This is a genomic window from Aquabacterium sp. A08 (assembly GCF_011742065.1).
The window spans coordinates 1-18,819 of record NZ_JAAQQT010000661.1; the positions used below are offsets into that span (position 1 = coordinate 1).

An 18,819-nucleotide genomic window follows, 5' to 3' on the forward strand; every position below is an offset into this window, starting at 1 on the left:
GCATTGTAATTCCAACCCGCTGGGCGGTGCAGGCACCGGCCCATGCCCTGACGTGTGACCATGCTGTCTGTGTTCCGATTTTTGGCCCGCTGGCCGCTGCCACTGCTGCACGCCGTGGGCTGGGGCTTGGGCTGGCTGGCCTGGCTGCTGGCGCCCGATTACCGCCGCCGCTGGTTCCACCACACCGCTCTGGCGGGGGTGCGGGGCCGGGTGCGCTGGGCGTCGGTGGGCGAGGCGGGCAAGCAGGTGGCCGAACTGCCGCGCCTGTGGTTTGGCGCCCCCGTGCCCACCGGGTGGGAGGGTGCCGCCCACGTGGAAGCCGCCCTGCGCCACGGTCAGGGCATACTGTTCCTCACGCCGCACCTGGGCTGTTTCGAGATCACCGCCCAGGCCTACGCCCAACGCTTTGGCCAGGCGCTGGAGCCCACGCCCGGCACCGCGGCCCAGCCGATCACGGTGCTGTTCCGCCCGCCGCGCAAGGCCTGGGCCGCCGAGGTGCTGCGCACCGCCCGCGAGCGCCCGGGCCTGGCCACCGCGCCCACCACGCTGGCCGGGGTGCGCCAGCTGATCCAGGCGCTCAAGCAGGGCCAGACCGTGGGCCTGTTGCCCGACCAGGTGCCGCCCGAGGGCCTGGGCGTGTGGGCGCCATTTTTTGGCGAGCCGGCCTACACCATGACGCTGTCGGTGCGCTTCGCGCGCACCCCGGGCACGCAGGTGTTGTTCATCTGGGGTGAACGCAAGCCCTGGGGCCGCGGCTACGTGGTGCACGTGCAACCCTGGGACGAGGTGGTGGCCGAGCCCCTGGCCGACGACATGGTGCAGGCCGCCACCCAGATCAACCGGGCCATGGAGCGCATGGTGTTGCGCCAGCCCGACCAGTACCTCTGGGGTTACGCCCGCTACAAGGTGCCGCGCAAAGGGCTGTGAAGCGGGTCAGCCGGCCAGAAAGTCGCCCAGCAGCGCCTGCACCCGCGCCGGCTGCTCGTGCACCAGCCAGTGCGAGGCGTCCGGCAGCCGCTCCACGCGCAAGCGCGGCACGTGGGCCTCCAGCCCGTCCAGCAGGCTGGGCAACAAGGCGTGGTCGCCCAGGCCCCACAGCACCAGGGTGGGCACCGACACCCGCAGCAACGCGGGTGGCAGCTGCACGCCGCTGGCGCCCGCGTCGTGCGCCGTGGCCGGGCGCAGCGGCGAGGCGCGGTAGTAGTTCAACGGCCCGGTCAGGCCCTGGCGCCAGACAGCGCGGTAGCGCTCGCGCAGCGCCTCGGTCAGCCAGGGGGCGCCGTCGCCCATTTGGGTGAAAAAGGGCCAGAGCCGGGCGAAGTCGTTCTCGGCCAGCAGGGCCTCGGCGTCGGGTCGCACCAAAAAATTCATGTAGGCGCTGGCCGCTTGTTGCAGGGGGTTGTTTTGCAATTCCCGTGCGAAAAGGCCTGCGTGCGGGGCGTTCAGGATGGCCAGCTGGCGCATCGCCTCGGGGTGCTGCGCCGCCAGGCCCCAGGTCACGGCGCCGCCCCAGTCGTGCGCCACCACCGCCGCGGCCTGGCCCGGGGTCGGGCTGTCGGCGGTGACCTGGTCGATCAGCGCTTTCAGGTCTTGCACCAGGTGTTTGGCGCGGTAGGCCGACACCTCGGCGGGCGCGCTGGAGCCGGCGTAGCCGCGCAGGTTGGGCGCCACGCAGCGGTAACCACCATGCTCGGGCTGGGCAAAGTGGCGCAGCAGGTCGTCCCAGACGAACGCGGCCTCGGGAAAACCGTGCACAAACACCAGCACCGGCCGCCCCGCCGCCCCGGCCACGTGGCATTCCAGGTGGATGCCGTGCGGCAGGTGGGCGGTGCGGGTCTGGATCATGGGGTGGCGTCGGGTGGCGGTGGGGTGATGGGGGTGTCGGGCGCCGCGCCGGCGGTCGGGTGGGTCCAATCCCACAGCGTCAGCGCCACGTCGTCCAGGCCTTGTTTTTTCAGGGCCGAAAACAGTTTCGCCTCGCCGCCGCCGGCCTGCAGTCGCGCAATCGACAGCGCCTTGTTCGCCTCGGCGCGGGTGAGCTTGTCGGCCTTGGTGAGCAGCACCAGAAAGCGCAGGCCCTGTTCCACCCGCGGGCGGATGATCTCGAGCAGCGCCTCGTCCAGCTCGGTCAGCCCCAGGCGCGGGTCGCACAGCAGCACCACGCCGGCCAGGTTGGGGCGGCTGACCAGGTAGTTGGCCATGACCTGCTGCCAGCGGCGCTTGGCCTCCTGTGGCACCGCCGCGTAGCCGTAACCGGGCAGGTCGGCCAGCACCGCGTCGGTGGCGCCTTGCTTGCCCAGGGCGAACAGGTTGATGCTTTGCGTGCGCCCCGGCGTTTTGGAGGCAAACGCCAGCCGCTTTTGCTGCGTCAGCGTGTTGATGCAGGTGGACTTGCCCGCGTTGGAACGCCCAACGAAGGCCACCTCCGGCACGTCGAGCGCGGGCAGGTGGTGCAACTGCGGCGCTTCGGTCAGGAAACGGGCCGTGTGCAGCCAGCCGTTGGCGGCTTTGGCGTCGGTGGCGGGGCCGGCGGGAGGGGTGTTGGGGGGCATGGGCAAATCCGTGGTCATTGGACATTGTAAAATCTCTGTGTTTTGCGCCTGCCGGACCTTGTGGTCGTCGGGGGCGAGTTCGTAGCAATCCACGCCCACTGCCCACGACATGAAATTCATCGCCTCCCTCATCGGTGCCGCCGCACTGGCCACGCTGTCCCTGTCTGTGCACGCGCAGGCCGCCAAGGTCGACCTGAAAAAGGGCGCCGAACTCTACGGCCAGGTCTGTGTGGCCTGCCACGCCGCCGACGGCAACTCCACCGTCGCCGCCAACCCCAAGCTGGCCCAGCAGCACCCGGAATACCTGGTCAAACAGCTGCAGGAATACAAGTCGGGCAAGCGCGCCAACGCCATCATGAGCGGCTTTGCCGGCGCCCTGTCGGACGACGACATGCGCAACATCGCCTACTGGGTGGCCAGCCAGCCGGCCAAGCCGGGCTTTGCCCGCGACAAGGAACTGGTGGGTCTGGGCGAGCGCATCTACCGCGGTGGCATTGCCGACCGCAAGGTGGCTGCCTGCGCCGGTTGCCACGCGCCCAACGGCGCCGGCATCCCGGCCCAGTACCCGCGCCTGTCCGGTCAGCACGCCGACTACACCACCGCCCAGATGAAGGCCTTCCGCTCCGGCGAGCGCAAGAACAGCGTGCAGATGACCCAGATCGCCGCCTACATGAGCGACAAGGAAATCGCCGCGGTGGCCGACTACATCGCCGGCCTGCGTTGACCCGGCCGGGGGGGCCGGCCGCGTGCCAGAGTCCCCAGCCGCAGTCGGGTTTCGGTGCAAGCATAAGCGAGCGTTAATATTCGACGGGACAATATACTGGGTCCTGCGTATTGAACCGATTGCCAGCGAACGACTCACAGTCAGGGCAGGTCCTCTTCAGGCCTGCCTTTTTTCATGCCCCTTTCTTTCTTGACATGAGCGCATCCACCGCAGGTATCGAACTCAAAAGCGGCTCGCAACGGTTGAGTGCAGCGGTGGAGCTGCTGTCGTCCATGCGCTTTGCCATCTCGCTGCTGACGGTGATCTGCATCGCCTCGGTGGTGGGCACCGTGCTCAAGCAGCACGAGCCGCTGAACAACTACGTCAACCAGTTCGGGCCGTTCTGGTCCGAGGTGTTTGGCGCGCTCAGCCTGTACTCGGTGTACAGCGCCTGGTGGTTCCTGCTGATCCTGGCGTTTCTGGTGGTCAGCACCAGCCTGTGCATTCTGCGCAACACGCCCAAAATCCTCACCGACCTCAAGCTCTACAAGGAAAACATCCGCGAACAGAGCCTGAAGGCCTTCCCGCACAAAGCCGAAGCCCGCCTGAACGAAAACACCGAGGCCGCCGCCCAGCGCATGGGCCAGGTGCTGTTGGCCTCGGGCTGGAAGGTGCGGCTGCAACGGCGCGACACGCCCCAAGGTCCGGGCTGGATGGTGGCGGCCAAGGCCGGCGCCGCGAACAAGCTGGGCTACATCGCCGCGCACGTGGCCATCGTGCTGGTGTGCATTGGCGGGCTGCTGGACGGCGACCTGGTGGTGCGCGCGCAGATGTGGTTCAACGGCAAGACGCCGTTCACCGGCGGCGGGCTGATCGCCGACGTGCCCGCGGAGCACCGCCTGAGCGCGCGCAACCCCACCTTCCGCGGCAACCTGCTGGTGACCGAAGGCACCCGCGCCGGCACCGCCATCCTGGCGCAGCCGCAGGGCGTCATCCTGCAGGACCTGCCGTTCGACGTCGAGCTGAAAAAATTCGTGGTGGAGTATTACTCCACCGGCATGCCCAAGCTGTTCGCCAGCGACATCGTCATCCACGACCGCGACACTGGCGAGACCCAAGAAGCCCGGGTGGAGGTCAACCACCCGGTCAGCCACCGGGGCATCCAGATCTACCAGTCCAGTTTCGACGACGGCGGCTCGCTGCTCAAGCTGCGGGGCCTGCCCATGGGCGGCGCCAGCGCCGCGGCGTTCGAGGTGCAGGGCCGGGTCGGCGAAAGCACCGCGCTGACCAATGGCGACGAGCGCCTGCTGCTCGAGTTCACCGGCCTGCGGGTGATCAACGTCGAAAACTTCACCGACACCTTGCAGAGCGGCGCCGACGTGCGCAAGGTGGACCTGCGCCAGGCCATCGAGGGGCGGCTGGGCTCGGCCCACAAGACCATGACCGAGAAGGAGCTGCGCAACGTCGGCCCCAGCGTGAGCTACAAGCTGCGCGACGCCGCCGGCCAGGCCCGCGAGTACCACAACTACATGCTGCCGATCGACCTGGACGGTGCCCGCGTGTTCGTGCTGGGTGTGCGCGAAACCCCGGCCGAGCCGCTGCGCTACCTGCGCGTGCCGGCCGACGAAAACGACAGCATGGACGGCTACGTGCGGCTGCGCACCGCCCTGGCCAACGCCGACTGGCGCCGCGAGGCGGTGCGCCGTTACGCCGACCAGGCCGCCCAAGGCCAGCGGTCCGAGGTGGTGCAGGCCTTGGCGGTCTCGGCCCAGCGCGCCATTGAACTGTTTGCCGGCACCGACCCCGACGTGGGCCGCCAGCCCAACGACAGCACGCGCCCGCTGGGGGGGCTGCAGGCGGTGTCGGCCTTCATGGAAATGAACGTGCCCGAGGCCGAACGCGAACGCGCCGCCGAGGTGCTGCTGCGCATCCTCAACGGCACCCTGTTCGAGCTGTACCAGATGAGCCGCGAGCGCGCCGGGCTGGCCCGCGCCGACCGCAGTGAGCAGAACGCCGCCTTCATGACCCAGGCGGTGCTGAGCCTGAGCGACGGCTTCTTCTACCCCGCCCCCATGGCCTTCATGCTGACCGACTTCGAGCAGGTGCAGGCCAGCGTCTTCCAGGTGGCGCGTGCCCCGGGCAAGAACATCGTCTACCTGGGCTGCCTCTTGCTCATCATCGGTGTTTTTGCCATGCTCTACGTGCGCGAGCGCCGGCTGTGGGTGTGGCTGGCGCCGCAGGGCGACGGTGCCCGGGCCAGCATGGCCCTGTCGTCCAACCGCAAGCTGATGGACAACGACCGCGAATTCGACACCCTCAAAACCCGTTTGCTGCAGAACTCTTCCGAGGTGACCCCATGAACGCTGCGACCCACACCGTCGACCTGAAACGAAGCGCCGGCGGCGCTGGCCTGCGCCCCGGCTATTTCGCCCGCCGCAACCTGTGGGACTGGTTGTACGCCGCGCTGGTGGTGGCCGCCGGCGGCTACGGCCTGTTCCTCTACGGCGATTTCATGGACGGCTACGAACAGGCCATCCTGGTCGGCACGGTGCCCAGCCTGATCGCCCTGGCCTGGTTCTGGCGCCCGGTGCGCGCGCTGACCGTGGTCTCGGCCGGCCTGGCCTTGCTGGCCATCTGGCTCTACCAGGTGGACGGTGTGCCGCAGGTCGCCCGGGCCGATGAAGCCTTTCTGCTCAAGTACTTCCTCTCCAGCCAGTCCGCCATCCTGTGGATGAGCGTGCTGTTCTTCATGAGCACCGCCTTCTTTTGGGTCGGCATTTTTTCGCGCCGCAACGCCGACGCCTTCGAGGCCCTGGGCTCGCGCCTGGCCTGGGTGGCGGTGACGTTGGCGCTGGTCGGCTCGCTGGTGCGCTGGTTCGAGAGCTACCTGCTGGGCCCGGACATCGGTCACATCCCCGTGAGCAACCTGTACGAGGTGTTCGTGCTGTTTTCCTGGCTCACCGCCGCCTACTACCTGTACTACGAGGACCGCTACCAGACCCGCCGCATGGGCGCTTTTGTGATGCTGGTGGTCAGCGCCGCCGTGGGCTTTTTGCTGTGGTACACGGTGGTGCGCGAAGCCCACCAGATCCAGCCGCTGGTGCCGGCGCTGCAAAGCTGGTGGATGAAGCTGCACGTGCCGGCCAACTTCATCGGCTACGGCACCTTCGCCATCGCCGCCATGCTGGCGTTTGCCTACCTGATCAAGCAAAGCGCCAGCGAAACCCGCTGGTACAAGCTGGCCCCGCTGTGGCTGCTCGGTGTGGTGCTGTGTTTCGAGCCGCTGGTGTTCCGCCAAGGCGCCGCCGAGGGCGGCGGCAGCTACTGGTTCGTCTACTTCGGCCTGTCGGCACTGATCGTCGGCGGCATCCTGGCCGCGCGCCGCCGCATCGCCGAACGCCTGCCCGCCCTGGAGGTGATGGACGACGTGATGTACAAGGCCATCGCCGTGGGCTTTGCCTTCTTCACCATCGCCACCGTGCTGGGCGCGCTGTGGGCGGCCGAGGCCTGGGGCGGCTACTGGAGCTGGGACCCGAAGGAAACCTGGGCCCTGATCGTCTGGCTGAACTACGCCGCCTGGCTGCACATGCGCCTCATGAAAGGCCTGCGCGGCACCGTGGCCGCCTGGTGGGCGCTCGTGGGGCTGGCGGTCACCACCTTCGCCTTCCTGGGGGTGAACATGTTCCTGAGCGGCCTGCACAGCTACGGCGAGCTGTGATCCGCGGCGCTTGAGACCGGCCACGGGGGTTCTGCGGAACCCCCGTGCCGTTGGTGGGGTCACATCGGTCTCTGTTGCACCGAAAGCCGCCATGCTGATACGCACCGATTCCGACGGATTCCAGCACCCCACGCCCAGCGAGATCACGCCGCAGGCCGTTTACCAGGACCGGCGGCGCTGGCTGCAACAGGCGGCGCTGGGGCTGGGTGGCGCCGCGTTGACCAGCATGGCCGCGCGCCAGGCCTGGGCCCAGGGCCCGGCCCGCCCAGGCCAGCTGGCCGCCTTGTCCGGCGCACCCACCGCGGTGCCGGGCGCCACCACGGTGGAGGCCCTGACCCCCTACCGCGACGCCAGCACCTACAACAACTTCTACGAATTCGGCCTGGACAAGGCCGACCCGGCCCGCCTGGCCGGTCGGATGCCGACCCGGCCCTGGACGGTGCAGGTGGAGGGCCTGGTGGCCAAGCCCCGCACCTACGACCTGGACGAACTGCTCAAGCTCAGCCCGATGGAGGAGCGGATCTACCGCCTGCGCTGCGTCGAAGGCTGGTCCATGGTCATCCCGTGGGTGGGGTATTCGCTGGCCGCGCTGGTGCGCCAGGTGCAGCCGCTGGGCAGCGCCCGGTACGTGGAGTTCCACACCCTGGCCGACCGGGGCAGCATGCCCGGGTTGCGCTCCAGTGTGTTGCTGTGGCCCTACGTCGAGGGCCTGCGCCTGGACGAGGCGCTGCACCCGCTGACCCTGCTGGCCTTTGGCATGTACGGTGAGGTGCTGCCCAACCAGAACGGCGCACCGCTGCGCTTGGTGGTGCCTTGGAAGTACGGTTTCAAGAGCGGCAAGTCGCTGGTGAAGATCCGCTTCGTGGACAAGCAGCCCGTCACCGCCTGGAACGCGGCCGCGCCGCAGGAATACGGCTTTTACTCCAACGTCAATCCCGAGGTGCCGCACCCGCGCTGGAGCCAGTCCAGCGAACGCCGCATTGGCGAAGGCGGGCTGCTGGCCAAACGCCTCAAAACCCAGCTGTTCAACGGCTACGCTGCCCAGGTGGGGCAGCTGTACGCCGGCATGGATTTGCGCAAGTTCTACTGAGACGATGAAGCCGCGGCATGGGACGGCGCCCTGGGTCAAGCCCGTGGTGCTGGTGTTGTGTGCGGTCCCGGCGGTGTGGTTGTGGTTCGCGGGTTTCACCGACCGGCTGGGCGCCAACCCAGCCGAGGCCTTGATCCGCGGCCTGGGCGACTGGACCCTGCGCCTGCTGTGCCTGACCCTGCTCGTCACCCCCTTGCGCCAGGCGTTTGGCCTGGCGGCGCTGGCGACCTGGCGGCGCGGGTTGGGCCTGTGGACTTTTGCCTACGCCAGCCAGCACCTGTGGGCTTATGCCTGGCTGGACACGGGGCTGGACGGCGCCGAACTGCTGCGCGACGTGTGGGAACGCCCCTTCATCGCGGTGGGCCTGCTGGCCTGGCTGCTGCTGTTGCCGCTGGCCGCGACTTCGTTCCCCCGTGCCATCCGGGCGCTGGGTGCGGTGCGCTGGCGGCGCCTGCACCGCGCGGTGTATGTGGTGGCCGGGTTGGCCGTGCTGCATTTTTACTGGATGCGCACCGGCAAAAACCATTTCGGCGAGGTCTACCTGTACGGCACCGTGTTGGCGGGGGCGCTGGCTTGGCGCGTGTGGCGCGGGTGGGCCGACCAGCGCGCCACCCTTCGCCGGGCGCCCCGCTGAGGGTGCGCTGTGGGTGAGGCGCGCAGGCGGTTCAGCCCAGCGCCAGCAGGCGTTCCTGCCGCAACTGGTCGTCCACCGTTTCGCGCGCGCGGATCAGTTGCGCCCGGTCGCCGCGCACCAGCACCTCGGCCGCGCGGCCACGGGTGTTGTAGTTGCTCGACATGCTCATGCAGTAGGCCCCGGCCGAGCAGACCGCCAGCAGGTCGCCGGGCTGCACGTTCAGGGCCCGGTCGCGGCCCAGCCAGTCGCCGCTTTCGCAGACCGGGCCCACCACGTCCCACGCGCTCGCTTCGCCCGCCCGCGGCTGCACCGGCACGATGGCGTGGTAAGCCTCGTACATGGCGGGGCGGGGCAGGTCGTTCATGGCGGCGTCCACCACCAGAAAGTTTTTCTGCTCGCCGGGCTTGAGGAACACCGCCTCGGTCACGCAAATGCCGGCGTTGCCCACCAGCGAACGGCCCGGCTCGATCAACAGCCGGCGCTGGCCGTAGCCCCGGGCGTCCAGTTGGGCCAGCAGCGCCTGCCACAGGGCGTCGGCGGCCGGCGGCGTGTCGCCTTGGTAGTCGATGCCCAGGCCGCCGCCAAAGTCGATGTGCTCCAGCGTGATGCCGGCCGCCTCGATCGCGTCCACTAGGTCGAGGATGCGGTCCATCGCGTCCAGGTAGGGCGACATTTCGGTGATCTGCGAGCCGATGTGGCAGTCGATGCCGACCACCTTCAGCCCCGGCAACTGGGCCGCGTGGCGGTAGGCTTGCAGCACCGCGTCGTGTGCGATGCCGAACTTGTTGCCCTTGAGGCCGGTGGAGATGTAAGGGTGGGTTTTGGCGTCCACATCGGGGTTGACGCGCAAGCTGACCGGCGCACGTCGGCCCATCGCGGTGGCCACTTCGCTCAGCACATCCAGTTCCGGCAGGCTTTCCACGTTGAAGCAGCCGATGCCGGCTTCCAGCGCCGCGCGCATCTCGGCGCGGGTCTTGCCCACCCCGGAAAAAATCACTTTCTCGGGCGCCACGCCGGCGCGCAGGGCACGGGCCAGCTCGCCGCCCGAAACGATGTCCAGCCCGCAACCGGCCTGCACAAAGGTCTGCAGCACCGCCAGCGAGGAGTTGGCCTTCATGGCGTAGCAGATCAGCGCCTGGCGCCCGGCAAAGCCGCGCTGGTAGGCGGCCAGCGCCGACAGCATGGCGGTCTGCGAATACACGAACAGCGGCGTGCCGTGTTCGCGGGCCAGGTCGGCCACCGGCAGGCCTTCCACGCGCAGGGCGCCGTCTTGGTAGGCAAAGTGGGGGTGGCCGGGCAGGCGCGGCGCGGGGGCAGGGGACAGGGCCATGAACAATGCAACAGAAGCAGGGGGGTCAGCGGGCAGCGGCCGGCGGCGCGCTGGCGGGGGCAGGCAGGGCGCCGGGCGCCGCTGCGGTGGTGGCGGGCGGCAGGTACAGCGGGCCTTTCTGGCCGCAACCGGCCAGCGCCAGCGCCAGGGTCAATCCCGACACACCTAAAATTTGGCGGAGTGTGAACATCAAGGAATTGTAATGACCGATCTGGAATACCTCGACCGCGCCGAAGCCGCCTTGCAGGCCATCGAGGCCAGTTGCGACCGCATCAACGACGACACCGACGCCGACATCGACAACCAGCGCGTCGGCGGCATGATCACCCTGGTGTTTGCCAATGGCAGCCAGATCGTGGTCAACCTGCAAAAGCCGCTGCACGAAATCTGGGTGGCGGCCCGTTCGGGCGGCTACCACTACCGCTTCGACGGCCAGTGCTGGATGGACACCAAGGGCGCCGGCGAGCTGTTCGACCACCTGAGCCGCGAGGCCACGGCGCAGTCGGGCCAGGCGCTGCGTTTCACTGCCTGAACAGGTCGAGGATGTTGCGTTTTTCCTGGGTGCCGCTGGCCGGCGTGTTCACGTCCGGGTCGGTCCCGGCTTCGTCGCTGGCGCCGGTGGCCATGCCCAGGCTGGCCACCCCCGCGCCGGGCTGGTATTCCTCATAGAACCATTCGCCCTGGGTGTAGACCACGCCCGCTGGCGGCGCCGGCTCCTGCACCGGCACGTTGCGCAGTGCCTCGGCCATGAACTGCACCCACACCGGCAGGCTCAGCGCGCCGCCGGTGGCCTGGCGGCCCAGGTTGCGCGGGGTGTCGTAGCCCATCCACACCGCCGCCGACAGCGTGGGGTGGTAGCCCACGAACCAGGCGTCCACCGAGTCGTTGGTGGTGCCGGTCTTGCCGTACAGGTCGGGGCGTTTGAGCGTGGCCTGGGCCCGCGCCGCCGTGCCCGAGCGGGTGATCTCCTGCAGCAACTGGCTCATGATGAAGGCATTGCGCTCCGGGATCACGCGCTGCGACTCGTCGGGCGCCCGCGGCGCGGCCTCCATCAGCACCTTGCCTTTGTGGTCGGTGATGCGGGTGATCAGCATCGGCGGCACGTAGTGGCCGCCGTTGGCGAACACGCCGTAGGCGCTGGCCATTTGCAACGGGGTCACCGAGCCGGCCCCCAGCGCCATCGTCAGATAGGGTGGGTGTTTGGCCGCCTCAAAACCAAAGCGGGTGACCCATTCCTGCGCACTGCTGGTGCCCACCGCCTTGAGGATGTTGATCGACACCATGTTCTTGGACTTGGCCAGGCCGGTGCGCACCGTCATCGGACCGTCGAACTTGCCGTCGTAGTTCTTGGGCTCCCAGGGCTTGCCGCCGGTCACCGTGGCGCTGAAGAACAGCGGGGCGTCGTTGACCAGTGTCGCCGGGGTGATGCCTTTTTCCAGGGCGGCGGAGTAAATGAAGGGCTTGAAGCTGGAGCCAGGCTGGCGCTGCGACTGGGTGACCCGGTTGAACTTGTTGCGGTTGAAGTCGAAACCGCCCACCAGGGCGCGGATTTCGCCGGTGCGCGGGTCCAGCGCCACGAAGGCGGTTTCCACCTCCGGCGTCTGGGTGATGTACCAGCCGCTGGCGCCTTTGACGGCGCGCACCACCGCGCCCGGGCGCAGCTTGAGGTGCGGCGGCGCGTTGTCGGCCAGGCCCGAGCGCACCGGGTCGAGTCCGGTGCCCGTGACCTCGAACGGCGTGTCGTCGCCACGCACCAGCACCACCTTGCGCGCGCTGGCCTCCAGCACCACGGCCGTCAGCAGGGTGCCGTTGTCGGGCAGGGCGGCCAGGGCCTGGTCCACCGCCTCCTCCCGCGCCTGCGGGTTGGCCGGCAGGTCGATGAAGCGTTCCGGCCCGCGGTAGAACTGGCGCCGCTCAAAGTCCAGCACGCCCTGGCGCACCACCCGGTGGGCCAGCCGCTGGGCCGCCGCATCGACCGAGGTGTGCACCTGCAGCCCGCGGGTGTAGGCCTCGTCGCCGTATTGCTCGAACACCGACTGGCGCACCATTTCGGTCAGGTAGTCGGCGTTGACGAACTGCTCCGGGTCGATGCGCCGCAGCCGCAGCGGCTCGTCCTTGGCGGCGCGCGCCTCGGCTTCGGTGATGAAGCCGTTTTCCAGCATGCGGTCGATGATGTGCAGCTGCCGCGCCCGGGCGCGCTTGGGGTTGCTGATCGGGTTGTAGGCCGACGGCGCTTTGGGCAGGCCGGCCAGCATGGCCGCTTCGGCGATGCTGACCCGGTCCAGCGGCTTGCCGAAATAGGTTTGCGAGGCGGCCGCAAAGCCATAGGCCCGGTGCCCCAGGAAGATCTGGTTCATGTAGATTTCCAGAATCTGTTCCTTGGTCAGCAGGTGTTCCAGCTTGAAGGTCAGCAGCACCTCGTAGATCTTGCGCAGGTAGCTTTTTTCGCTGGACAGGTAGACGTTGCGCGCCACCTGCATGGTGATGGTGGACGCGCCCTGGCTTTTGGCCTCGCCCAGGTTGGCCAGCGCCGCCCGCAGCATGCCGCGGTAGTCCACCCCGTTGTGCTCGAAGAAGCGGGCGTCCTCAATGGCCAGCACCGCGTTGACCATCACCGGTGGGATGTCCTCGAACGGCAGCAGGTTGCGGCGTTCCTCGCCAAATTCCCCGATCAGTTCGCCGTCGCGCGCGTACACCCGCAGCGGCAGCTTGGGCCGGTAGTCGGCCAATTCGGTCACGTCGGGCAGGTTGGGGTAGGCCATGGCCAGCCCCAGGCCCAGCACCAGCGCCAGGCTCGCCACCCCCGCGCCGGCCAGGCCCAGCAACCAGACCAGCACCCGCGCCAGCCCGCCACGGGGCCGGGATGATCGTTGGGGGGAGGGGGCGGAGGAGGGAGCGGAAGAGGGGGTGGGGCGTTGGGTCATGCAGGCCTTGGTGTCTGGCCGGAATTATAAAAACCGGGGCTGGGGCGGGGGGAATTTGCGTGTTTGGGGTGTGAAAGTTTGTAAGCGCGCGTGAAAAATGGCGGATACTGTGCCCGTGAGCGAGAAATGCAACGTGTGTTTTTGACAACGTCGGGGCTGGCAGCGAGGCGGCAGTGGCTTGGGTGCAGCGCGTGCTTGCTGATAGTATTGAAACAGGACGTTCACAGGTGACGTGAAACGGACACACACATTTGGGGATGGAATTGATCTCACTGGGGTCTATGTTCAGCCGGGAGCCCGCGCCGCTTCTGGGCATTGATGTCAGCTCCACCACGGTCAAGCTGGTCGAGCTGGGGCGTGGTCGGGATGGCGGGCTGGTGCTCCAGCACTGCGCCATCGAGCCGCTGGAGCGCGGCTGGATCAACGAAGGCAACGTCGAGAAGTTCGACGAAGTCGCCGAGGCCCTGCGACGGCTGGTGCGCAAGGCCGGCACCAAGACGAAAAACGTCGCCATGGCCCTGCCGGGTTCGGCCGTCATCACCAAGAAAATCAACCTGCCCGCCGGCCTGACCGACGCCGAGCTGGAGGTGCAGGTGGAGTCCGAAGCCACCCAGTACATCCCCTTCCCCTTGTCGGAGGTCAGTCTTGACTTCTGCGTGGTGGGGCCGGCCGCCAACCTGCCCGACTACGTCGAAGTCCTGCTCGCCGCCTCGCGCAAGGAAAAGGTGTCCGACCGCCAAGGCTTGGCCGAAGCCGCTGGCCTCAACCCGGTGGTGCTGGACGTCGAGTCCTACGCCTCGCGGCTGGCGGCCTCCCGCCTGATCGAGACGCTGCCCAACAAGGGCCGCAACATGCTGATCGCGCTGTTTGAGGTCGGCTCCCAGACCACCAGCCTGCAGGTGATCCGCAACGACGAAATGATTTACGAGCGCGACCAGGTGTTCGGTGGCGTCCAGCTGTCGAACCAGATCGCGCGCCAGTACGGCATCCCCTTTGACGAGGCCGAGGCCAAGAAGCGCTCCGGCGCCGGCCTGCCCGCGGATTATCGGGACACGGTACTCACGCCCTTCATGGAAGGGGTGGGCCAGGAGTTGGGCCGCGCCCTGCAGTTCTTCTTCACCAGCACCCCGCACAACAAGGTGGACCACATCCTGCTGTCCGGGGGCTCGGCCGCGCTGCCCGGTCTGGCCGAGGCCGTCATGGCGCAGACGTCCTTCCCGTGCAAGGTCATCAACCCGTTCGACGGCATGGCGGTGGCCCCTTCCATCCCGGCCAGCCGCCTGAGCATGGAAGCCACGTCCTACCTGGTGGCCACCGGCCTGGCGCTGCGGAGGTTCAGCCAATGATCACCATCAACCTCCTGCCTCACCGCGAGGCCGCGCGCAAGAAGCGGCGCGAGCAGTTCTTTGTGCACCTGGGGCTGGCCGCTGTGGCGGGCTTGGCGGTGTCGGCGGCCATCTTCGGGGTCTACGAGGCCCGCATGGCCGAGCAGCAGCAGCGCAACGGTTTCCTGCAGTCCGAAATCGCCAAGTTGGACGTGCAGATCAAGGAGATCGCCACGCTGCAGCAGGAACTGGACGGCCTCAAAGCCCGCCAGGCCGCGGTGGAGAGCCTGCAGGCCGACCGCAACCTGCCGGTGTACCTGCTGAACGAAATGGTCAAGCAACTGCCGGAGGGCGTGTACCTGCGCACCCTCAAACAGGAGGACATGGCCATCGCCATCGAGGGCGTGGCCCAGTCGCAGGAGCGGGTGTCCGAACTGCTGCGCAACCTGGGCAACCACAGCCCGTGGCTGACCAAGCCGCAGTTGATCGAAATCACCGCGACCACCGCCAGCCTGGGCCAACGGGGCCAGCGCCGGGTGTTCAATTTTTCGCTGCGTGCCACCCTGACCAAAGAGGCCGCCACAGCGGCGGGTCAGAACGGGGCGGCCGCGTCCACGCCCGCGGCGGGCAAGGTGTGAGGCGGCGGTTTCGTCGGACAACCATGGCCAAAACCTCGAAAAAATCTTCCATCGACTTTGCTGCCCTGCAGCAAAACATCCGCAGCCAGTTCACCGGGCTGGACCCCAACGACCCTTCCTTGTGGCCCAACCTGCCGCGCTACCTGCTGCTGTGCGTGGTGGCGGTGCTGGTGGTGGTGGCCCTGTGGTACGTCTGGCTCAGCGACCTCGACACGCGCCTGACCGCCGAACGCAACCGCGAAACCCAGCTGCGCGCCGAATACACGCAGAAACTGGGAAAAACCGTCAACTTCGAGATCCTCAAAGCCCAGCTTGAGCAGGTGCGTCAGTATGTGGCCCAACTGGAAAAACAGTTGCCCAGCAAGGCTGAAATGGACGCTTTGCTCTCAGACATCAACCAGGCCGGGCTGGGCCGCAGCCTGCAGTTTGAGCTGTTCCGCCCTGGGCAGGAGGTGGTGCGCGACTACTATGCCGAACTGCCCATCACCGTGCGGGTCACCGGCAGCTACAACGAAGTGGGCCTGTTTGTGTCCGACGTGGCACACCTCTCGCGCATCGTCACCCTGAACAACCTGGCGTTGTCGCCGGTGCAGGCGCGTGCGGGCGTGCTGACCATGGACGCCACGGCCAAGACCTTCCGCTACCTGGACCCGGACGAGGTGCTGGCCCAGAAAAATGCCCAGAAAGCCAAGGAGGCCAAGAAATGATCGCCTCTGCTGTGCAGCGCCCCTTGCTGCTGGTTGCGCTGGTGGCGGCCTTGACGGGCTGCGGCGCGTCGGGGCAGCAGGAACTGGCCGACTGGATGACCGGGCAACGCAACACCGTCAAGCCCAATGTGGAGCCGGTGTCGGAGCCCAAGCCTTACGTGCCACAGGCTTTCACCGACCAGGCGGAACTGTCGCCCTTCAGCGAGGAAAAGCTGAGCCGGTCGTTCCGCGACGAAGCCTCTACTGCCGCCGCCTCGGGCCTGCTGGCGGCCGAGGTCAACCGCCGCAAGGAGCCGCTGGAGGCCCTGCCGCTGGACACCATGACCATGGTCGGCCTGATGGACCGCCGTGGCCAGACCGTGGCCCTGGTGCGGGCCAACAACCTGTTGTACCAGGTGCGTCCGGGCAACTACCTGGGGCAGAACTACGGTCGCGTGACACGCATCACCGAAAACCAGATCACCCTGAGGGAAATCGTTCAGGACGCGGCGGGCGAGTGGATCGAGCGCATGTCGACTTTGGAGCTACAAGAGGGAACCGGCAAATGACAACCACACACACCACCGGCAACGCCATGGCACGCACCTTCTCCCGCACGGGCAAACTGTCTTTCCTGGTTTCGGCGCTGTTCATGGCCGGGCTGGCGCAGGCGCAACTGGCGATCCAGTCCGTCACCGCCGCCACCCAGGGCGGGGGCGAGGTCATCCGTATCCAGATGAGCGAGCCGCTCAAGCAGCTGCCGGCCGGCTTTGCCATCCAGTCGCCGGCCCGCATCGCGCTGGACTTTGCCGGCGCCATCAACGCCAGCGGCAAAAACCTGTTCGAGATCAACCAGGGCAACCTGCGCTCGGCCAACGTGGTCGAGGCCGGTGACCGCACCCGGGTCGTGCTCAACCTGGGTCAGGCCGTGGCCTACGAGACCCGGATCGACGGCAACGCCCTGCTGGTCACCCTGCAGCAGCCGCCGGTGACCACACCGGTGGCGGGCGGGGCCATGGGGTCGGTGTTCGCGGCACCGGGCGTGCCGTCCGACGTGGCCGCGCTGTCCGACATCGACTTCCGTCGCGGGCCCGAGAACGCCGGCCGTGTGGTGGTCAACCTGGCCAACAACCAGACCGGGGTGGACATCCGCCAGCAGGGGCGCAACCTGGTGGTCGAGTTCCTGAAAACCTCGCTGCCCGAGGGCCTGCGCCGCCGCATGGACGTGGCCGACTTCGGCACCCCCATCCGCATGGTCACCGCGACCCAGGCCGGTGATCGCGTGCGCCTGTTGATCGAGCCCACCGGCAACTGGGAGCACAGCGCTTACCAGAGCGACAACCAGTTCGTGTTGGAGGTGCGCGAGGTCAAGACCGACCCCAACAAGCTCAGCCAAGGCCCGAACTACAGCGGTGAAAAGCTTTCGCTCAACTTCCAGAACATCGAGGTGCGCTCGCTGTTGCAGGTGATTGCCGATTTCACCAACTTCAACATCGTGACCTCCGATTCGGTGACCGGCAGTGTCACCTTGCGCCTGAAGGACGTGCCTTGGGACCAGGCGTTGGACATTGTGTTGCAGGCCAAGGGCCTGGGCATGCGCAAGACCGGCAACGTGATCTGGGTGGCGCCGCAGGCCGAGATTCTGGCCCAGGAAAAGTCCGAATTGGAAGCCAAGCAGGCCTTGCGCGTGCTGGAAGTGCCCCGCACCCAAAGTTTCCGCCTGAACTTTGCCACGGCCGAAGACGTGGCCAAGCAACTCACCACCGCCGTGGGCAGCGGCGAGGCGCAGGTGCGCATCCTGAGCAAGCAGGGTTCGGTGTTCTCTGAGCCGCGCACCAACCAGATCTTCGTCACCGACGTGGCCTCCAAGCTGGAGGAAATTGGGGCGCTGATCAAGAAGATTGACATCCCGGTCAAGCAGGTGCTGATCGAGGCGCGCATTGTGGAAGCCTCGGACGACTTCAGCAAGAGCCTTGGGGTCCGCTTTGGTGGCAAGTCCACGCCGCGGGGCGATTTGCAAAACCGAGGAGGTGGCTCACTGGGTTTCAATTCCCTGAACGCCACCAACACCTCGGCGGTGCAGAACATCCCTGCGCCCGATGCCACGCGGGACGGCGGCTTGTTCACTTTCTCGCTGTTCAACGCTGGCTCCACCCGGCTGTTGAACTTGGAACTGTTGGCCAACGAATCGGACGGCAAGGTGAAAACCATCGCCAGTCCCAAGATTCTGACCGCCGACCAGCGTGAAGCCAAAATCGAAGATGGTCAGAAAATTCCTTACAAAAAGCTGGATCAGGCGGGCAACACCACCACGGAATTCATCGATGCCGTCTTGTCGTTGCGGGTGACGCCTCAGATCACGCCGGATGGCGACGTGATCATGAAACTGGAGGTGAAAAAGGACGAAGCGCGATTGAACGAACTGACCCAGGAATTGGTGCTGGTGCAGAAAAAAATCGTCGAAACCCAGGTGTTGGTCGAAAACGGCGGCACCATCGTGATCGGTGGTATTTACACGCAGCGCGACACCAACACCCTGGAAAAAGTCCCGGGTTTGGGCGACATTCCGGTGCTGGGCAACCTGTTCAAGTCGCGCGGTTCGTCCTCGGTCAAGACCGAACTGCTGGTGTTCATCACCCCGAGGTTGCAGACCGAATCGCTGTCCAGCCAGCGGTGATCGCACTGGTCGGCCTGCCGGGTTCCGGCAAAACCACCGTGGGGCGCCAGTTGGCCCGGCGCCTGCAGATTCCTTTCGTGGATTCGGACCAGCGCATCGAAACCCAACTGGGTTGCTCGATCCGCGATTTCTTTGCCCGCGAAGGCGAAGACGCCTTCCGCGATGTCGAGGAGTCGGTCATCGACGCGCTGACGCAGGACGGGCCCTGTGTCCTGTCCACCGGGGGGGGGGCGGTGTTGCGGCCGGCCAACCGCCGGCACCTGCGCGACCGAGCCCGGGTGTTCTACCTGCGGTCCACGCCGGAAGACGTGTTCCGCCGCGTCCGGCACGACCGCAACCGGCCTTTGCTGCAGGTGGACGATCCCCTGCAAAAGTTGCGCGACCTCTACGCGGTGCGCGACCCGCTGTACCGCGAGACGGCCCATTTCGTCATCGAAACCGGGCGCCCGTCGGTGGCGACCCTGGTCAACATGATCGCCATGCAACTGGACCTGGCGGCCAGCCCCGGTGCCGAGGACCGGGACACGCCCTCGCTACACTAG

Annotated in this window: 18 protein-coding genes; 13 read left to right on the forward strand and 5 right to left on the reverse strand. The window is 67.3% G+C overall.

What is annotated here, in order from left to right; genetic code table 11:
• The first annotated feature begins 60 nt into the window (after window positions 1–60).
• Window positions 61–927 carry a lysophospholipid acyltransferase family protein gene (locus tag HA630_RS15675; protein WP_166835821.1) on the forward strand — a complete coding sequence of 289 codons (867 nt, stop codon included), beginning with the start codon at window positions 61–63 and terminating at the stop codon, window positions 925–927.
• Window positions 928–933: 6 nt separating this feature from the next.
• Here HA630_RS15675 and HA630_RS15680 read toward each other — a convergent pair whose 3' ends face one another.
• Window positions 934–1,845: an alpha/beta fold hydrolase gene (locus HA630_RS15680; RefSeq protein WP_166835823.1), complete on the reverse strand. Its 912-nt coding sequence runs from the start codon at window positions 1,843–1,845 to the stop codon at window positions 934–936.
• Window positions 1,842–2,552 (reverse strand): ribosome biogenesis GTP-binding protein YihA/YsxC, encoded by a 711-nt coding sequence (yihA, locus tag HA630_RS15685; RefSeq protein WP_166835824.1) that lies wholly within the window; start codon window positions 2,550–2,552, stop codon window positions 1,842–1,844. The genes HA630_RS15680 and yihA overlap by 4 nt, the downstream gene beginning before the upstream one ends.
• 109 nt (window positions 2,553–2,661) lie before the next feature.
• Here yihA and HA630_RS15690 point away from each other — a divergent pair, with 109 nt between their 5' ends.
• The 5 genes from HA630_RS15690 to HA630_RS15710 all read left to right on the forward strand — a co-directional run bounded on the left by HA630_RS15690 (window position 2,662) and on the right by HA630_RS15710 (window position 8,697).
• Window positions 2,662–3,276 (forward strand): cytochrome c, encoded by a 615-nt coding sequence (locus HA630_RS15690; RefSeq protein WP_166835825.1) that lies wholly within the window; start codon window positions 2,662–2,664, stop codon window positions 3,274–3,276.
• Between the two features lie 194 nt (window positions 3,277–3,470).
• Window positions 3,471–5,615 (forward strand): cytochrome c biogenesis protein ResB, encoded by a 2,145-nt coding sequence (locus HA630_RS15695; protein ID WP_166835827.1) that lies wholly within the window; start codon window positions 3,471–3,473, stop codon window positions 5,613–5,615.
• Entirely contained in the window at window positions 5,612–6,973 is a 1,362-nt protein-coding gene (gene ccsB / locus HA630_RS15700) for a c-type cytochrome biogenesis protein CcsB (protein ID WP_166835828.1), read from the forward strand. The genes HA630_RS15695 and ccsB overlap by 4 nt, the downstream gene beginning before the upstream one ends.
• 91 nt (window positions 6,974–7,064) lie before the next feature.
• Window positions 7,065–8,063 (forward strand): protein-methionine-sulfoxide reductase catalytic subunit MsrP, encoded by a 999-nt coding sequence (gene msrP, locus HA630_RS15705; protein WP_166835830.1) that lies wholly within the window; start codon window positions 7,065–7,067, stop codon window positions 8,061–8,063.
• A 4-nt stretch (window positions 8,064–8,067) separates the two neighbouring features.
• A complete protein-coding gene (locus tag HA630_RS15710; RefSeq protein ID WP_166835831.1) occupies window positions 8,068–8,697 on the forward strand; it encodes a sulfite oxidase heme-binding subunit YedZ in 630 nt (209 codons plus the stop codon).
• A gap of 31 nt (window positions 8,698–8,728) precedes the next feature.
• Here the strand turns inward: HA630_RS15710 and lysA are convergent, their stop codons facing one another.
• Both lysA and HA630_RS15720 read right to left on the reverse strand, forming a co-directional pair.
• Entirely contained in the window at window positions 8,729–10,027 is a 1,299-nt protein-coding gene (gene lysA, locus HA630_RS15715; RefSeq protein WP_166835833.1) for a diaminopimelate decarboxylase, read from the reverse strand.
• A gap of 25 nt (window positions 10,028–10,052) precedes the next feature.
• Window positions 10,053–10,217, reverse strand: a complete 165-nt coding sequence (locus HA630_RS15720; protein ID WP_166835834.1) for an LPS translocon maturation chaperone LptM — start codon at window positions 10,215–10,217, stop codon at window positions 10,053–10,055.
• A gap of 12 nt (window positions 10,218–10,229) precedes the next feature.
• Between HA630_RS15720 and cyaY the strand changes: the two genes are divergently transcribed.
• On the forward strand, window positions 10,230–10,559 hold the full coding sequence (cyaY, locus tag HA630_RS15725) for an iron donor protein CyaY (protein ID WP_166835835.1): 330 nt from the start codon (window positions 10,230–10,232) through the stop codon (window positions 10,557–10,559).
• On the opposite strand, the gene HA630_RS15730 is transcribed toward cyaY, so the two are convergent.
• Window positions 10,549–12,951, reverse strand: coding sequence for a penicillin-binding protein 1A (locus tag HA630_RS15730; RefSeq protein ID WP_166835837.1), 2,403 nt, complete (start codon window positions 12,949–12,951; stop codon window positions 10,549–10,551). The two genes, cyaY and HA630_RS15730, sit on opposite strands and share 11 nt — an antisense overlap.
• Before the next feature lie 263 nt (window positions 12,952–13,214).
• On the opposite strand from HA630_RS15730, the gene HA630_RS15735 reads away from it, so the two are divergent.
• Genes HA630_RS15735 through HA630_RS15760 form a run of 6 tightly spaced genes read left to right on the forward strand, consistent with a single transcriptional unit; the run spans window position 13,215 to window position 18,819 of the window.
• Window positions 13,215–14,297: a pilus assembly protein PilM gene (locus tag HA630_RS15735; RefSeq protein ID WP_166835881.1), complete on the forward strand. Its 1,083-nt coding sequence runs from the start codon at window positions 13,215–13,217 to the stop codon at window positions 14,295–14,297.
• The gene (locus HA630_RS15740) at window positions 14,294–14,914 is read left to right on the forward strand and encodes a PilN domain-containing protein (protein WP_166835839.1); all 621 of its coding nucleotides are present in this window, start codon (window positions 14,294–14,296) and stop codon (window positions 14,912–14,914) included. The genes HA630_RS15735 and HA630_RS15740 overlap by 4 nt, the downstream gene beginning before the upstream one ends.
• Before the next feature lie 23 nt (window positions 14,915–14,937).
• Window positions 14,938–15,621 carry a type 4a pilus biogenesis protein PilO gene (locus HA630_RS15745; protein ID WP_166835841.1) on the forward strand — a complete coding sequence of 228 codons (684 nt, stop codon included), beginning with the start codon at window positions 14,938–14,940 and terminating at the stop codon, window positions 15,619–15,621.
• Window positions 15,618–16,169 carry a pilus assembly protein PilP gene (locus tag HA630_RS15750; RefSeq protein WP_166835842.1) on the forward strand — a complete coding sequence of 184 codons (552 nt, stop codon included), beginning with the start codon at window positions 15,618–15,620 and terminating at the stop codon, window positions 16,167–16,169. Before HA630_RS15745 ends, HA630_RS15750 begins: the two co-directional genes overlap by 4 nt.
• Complete coding sequence (gene pilQ / locus HA630_RS15755) at window positions 16,166–18,277, forward strand: type IV pilus secretin family protein (RefSeq protein WP_243855485.1); 2,112 nt, start codon at window positions 16,166–16,168, stop codon at window positions 18,275–18,277. The genes HA630_RS15750 and pilQ overlap by 4 nt, the downstream gene beginning before the upstream one ends.
• Window positions 18,274–18,819 (forward strand): shikimate kinase, encoded by a 546-nt coding sequence (locus tag HA630_RS15760; RefSeq protein ID WP_166835845.1) that lies wholly within the window; start codon window positions 18,274–18,276, stop codon window positions 18,817–18,819. The genes pilQ and HA630_RS15760 overlap by 4 nt, the downstream gene beginning before the upstream one ends.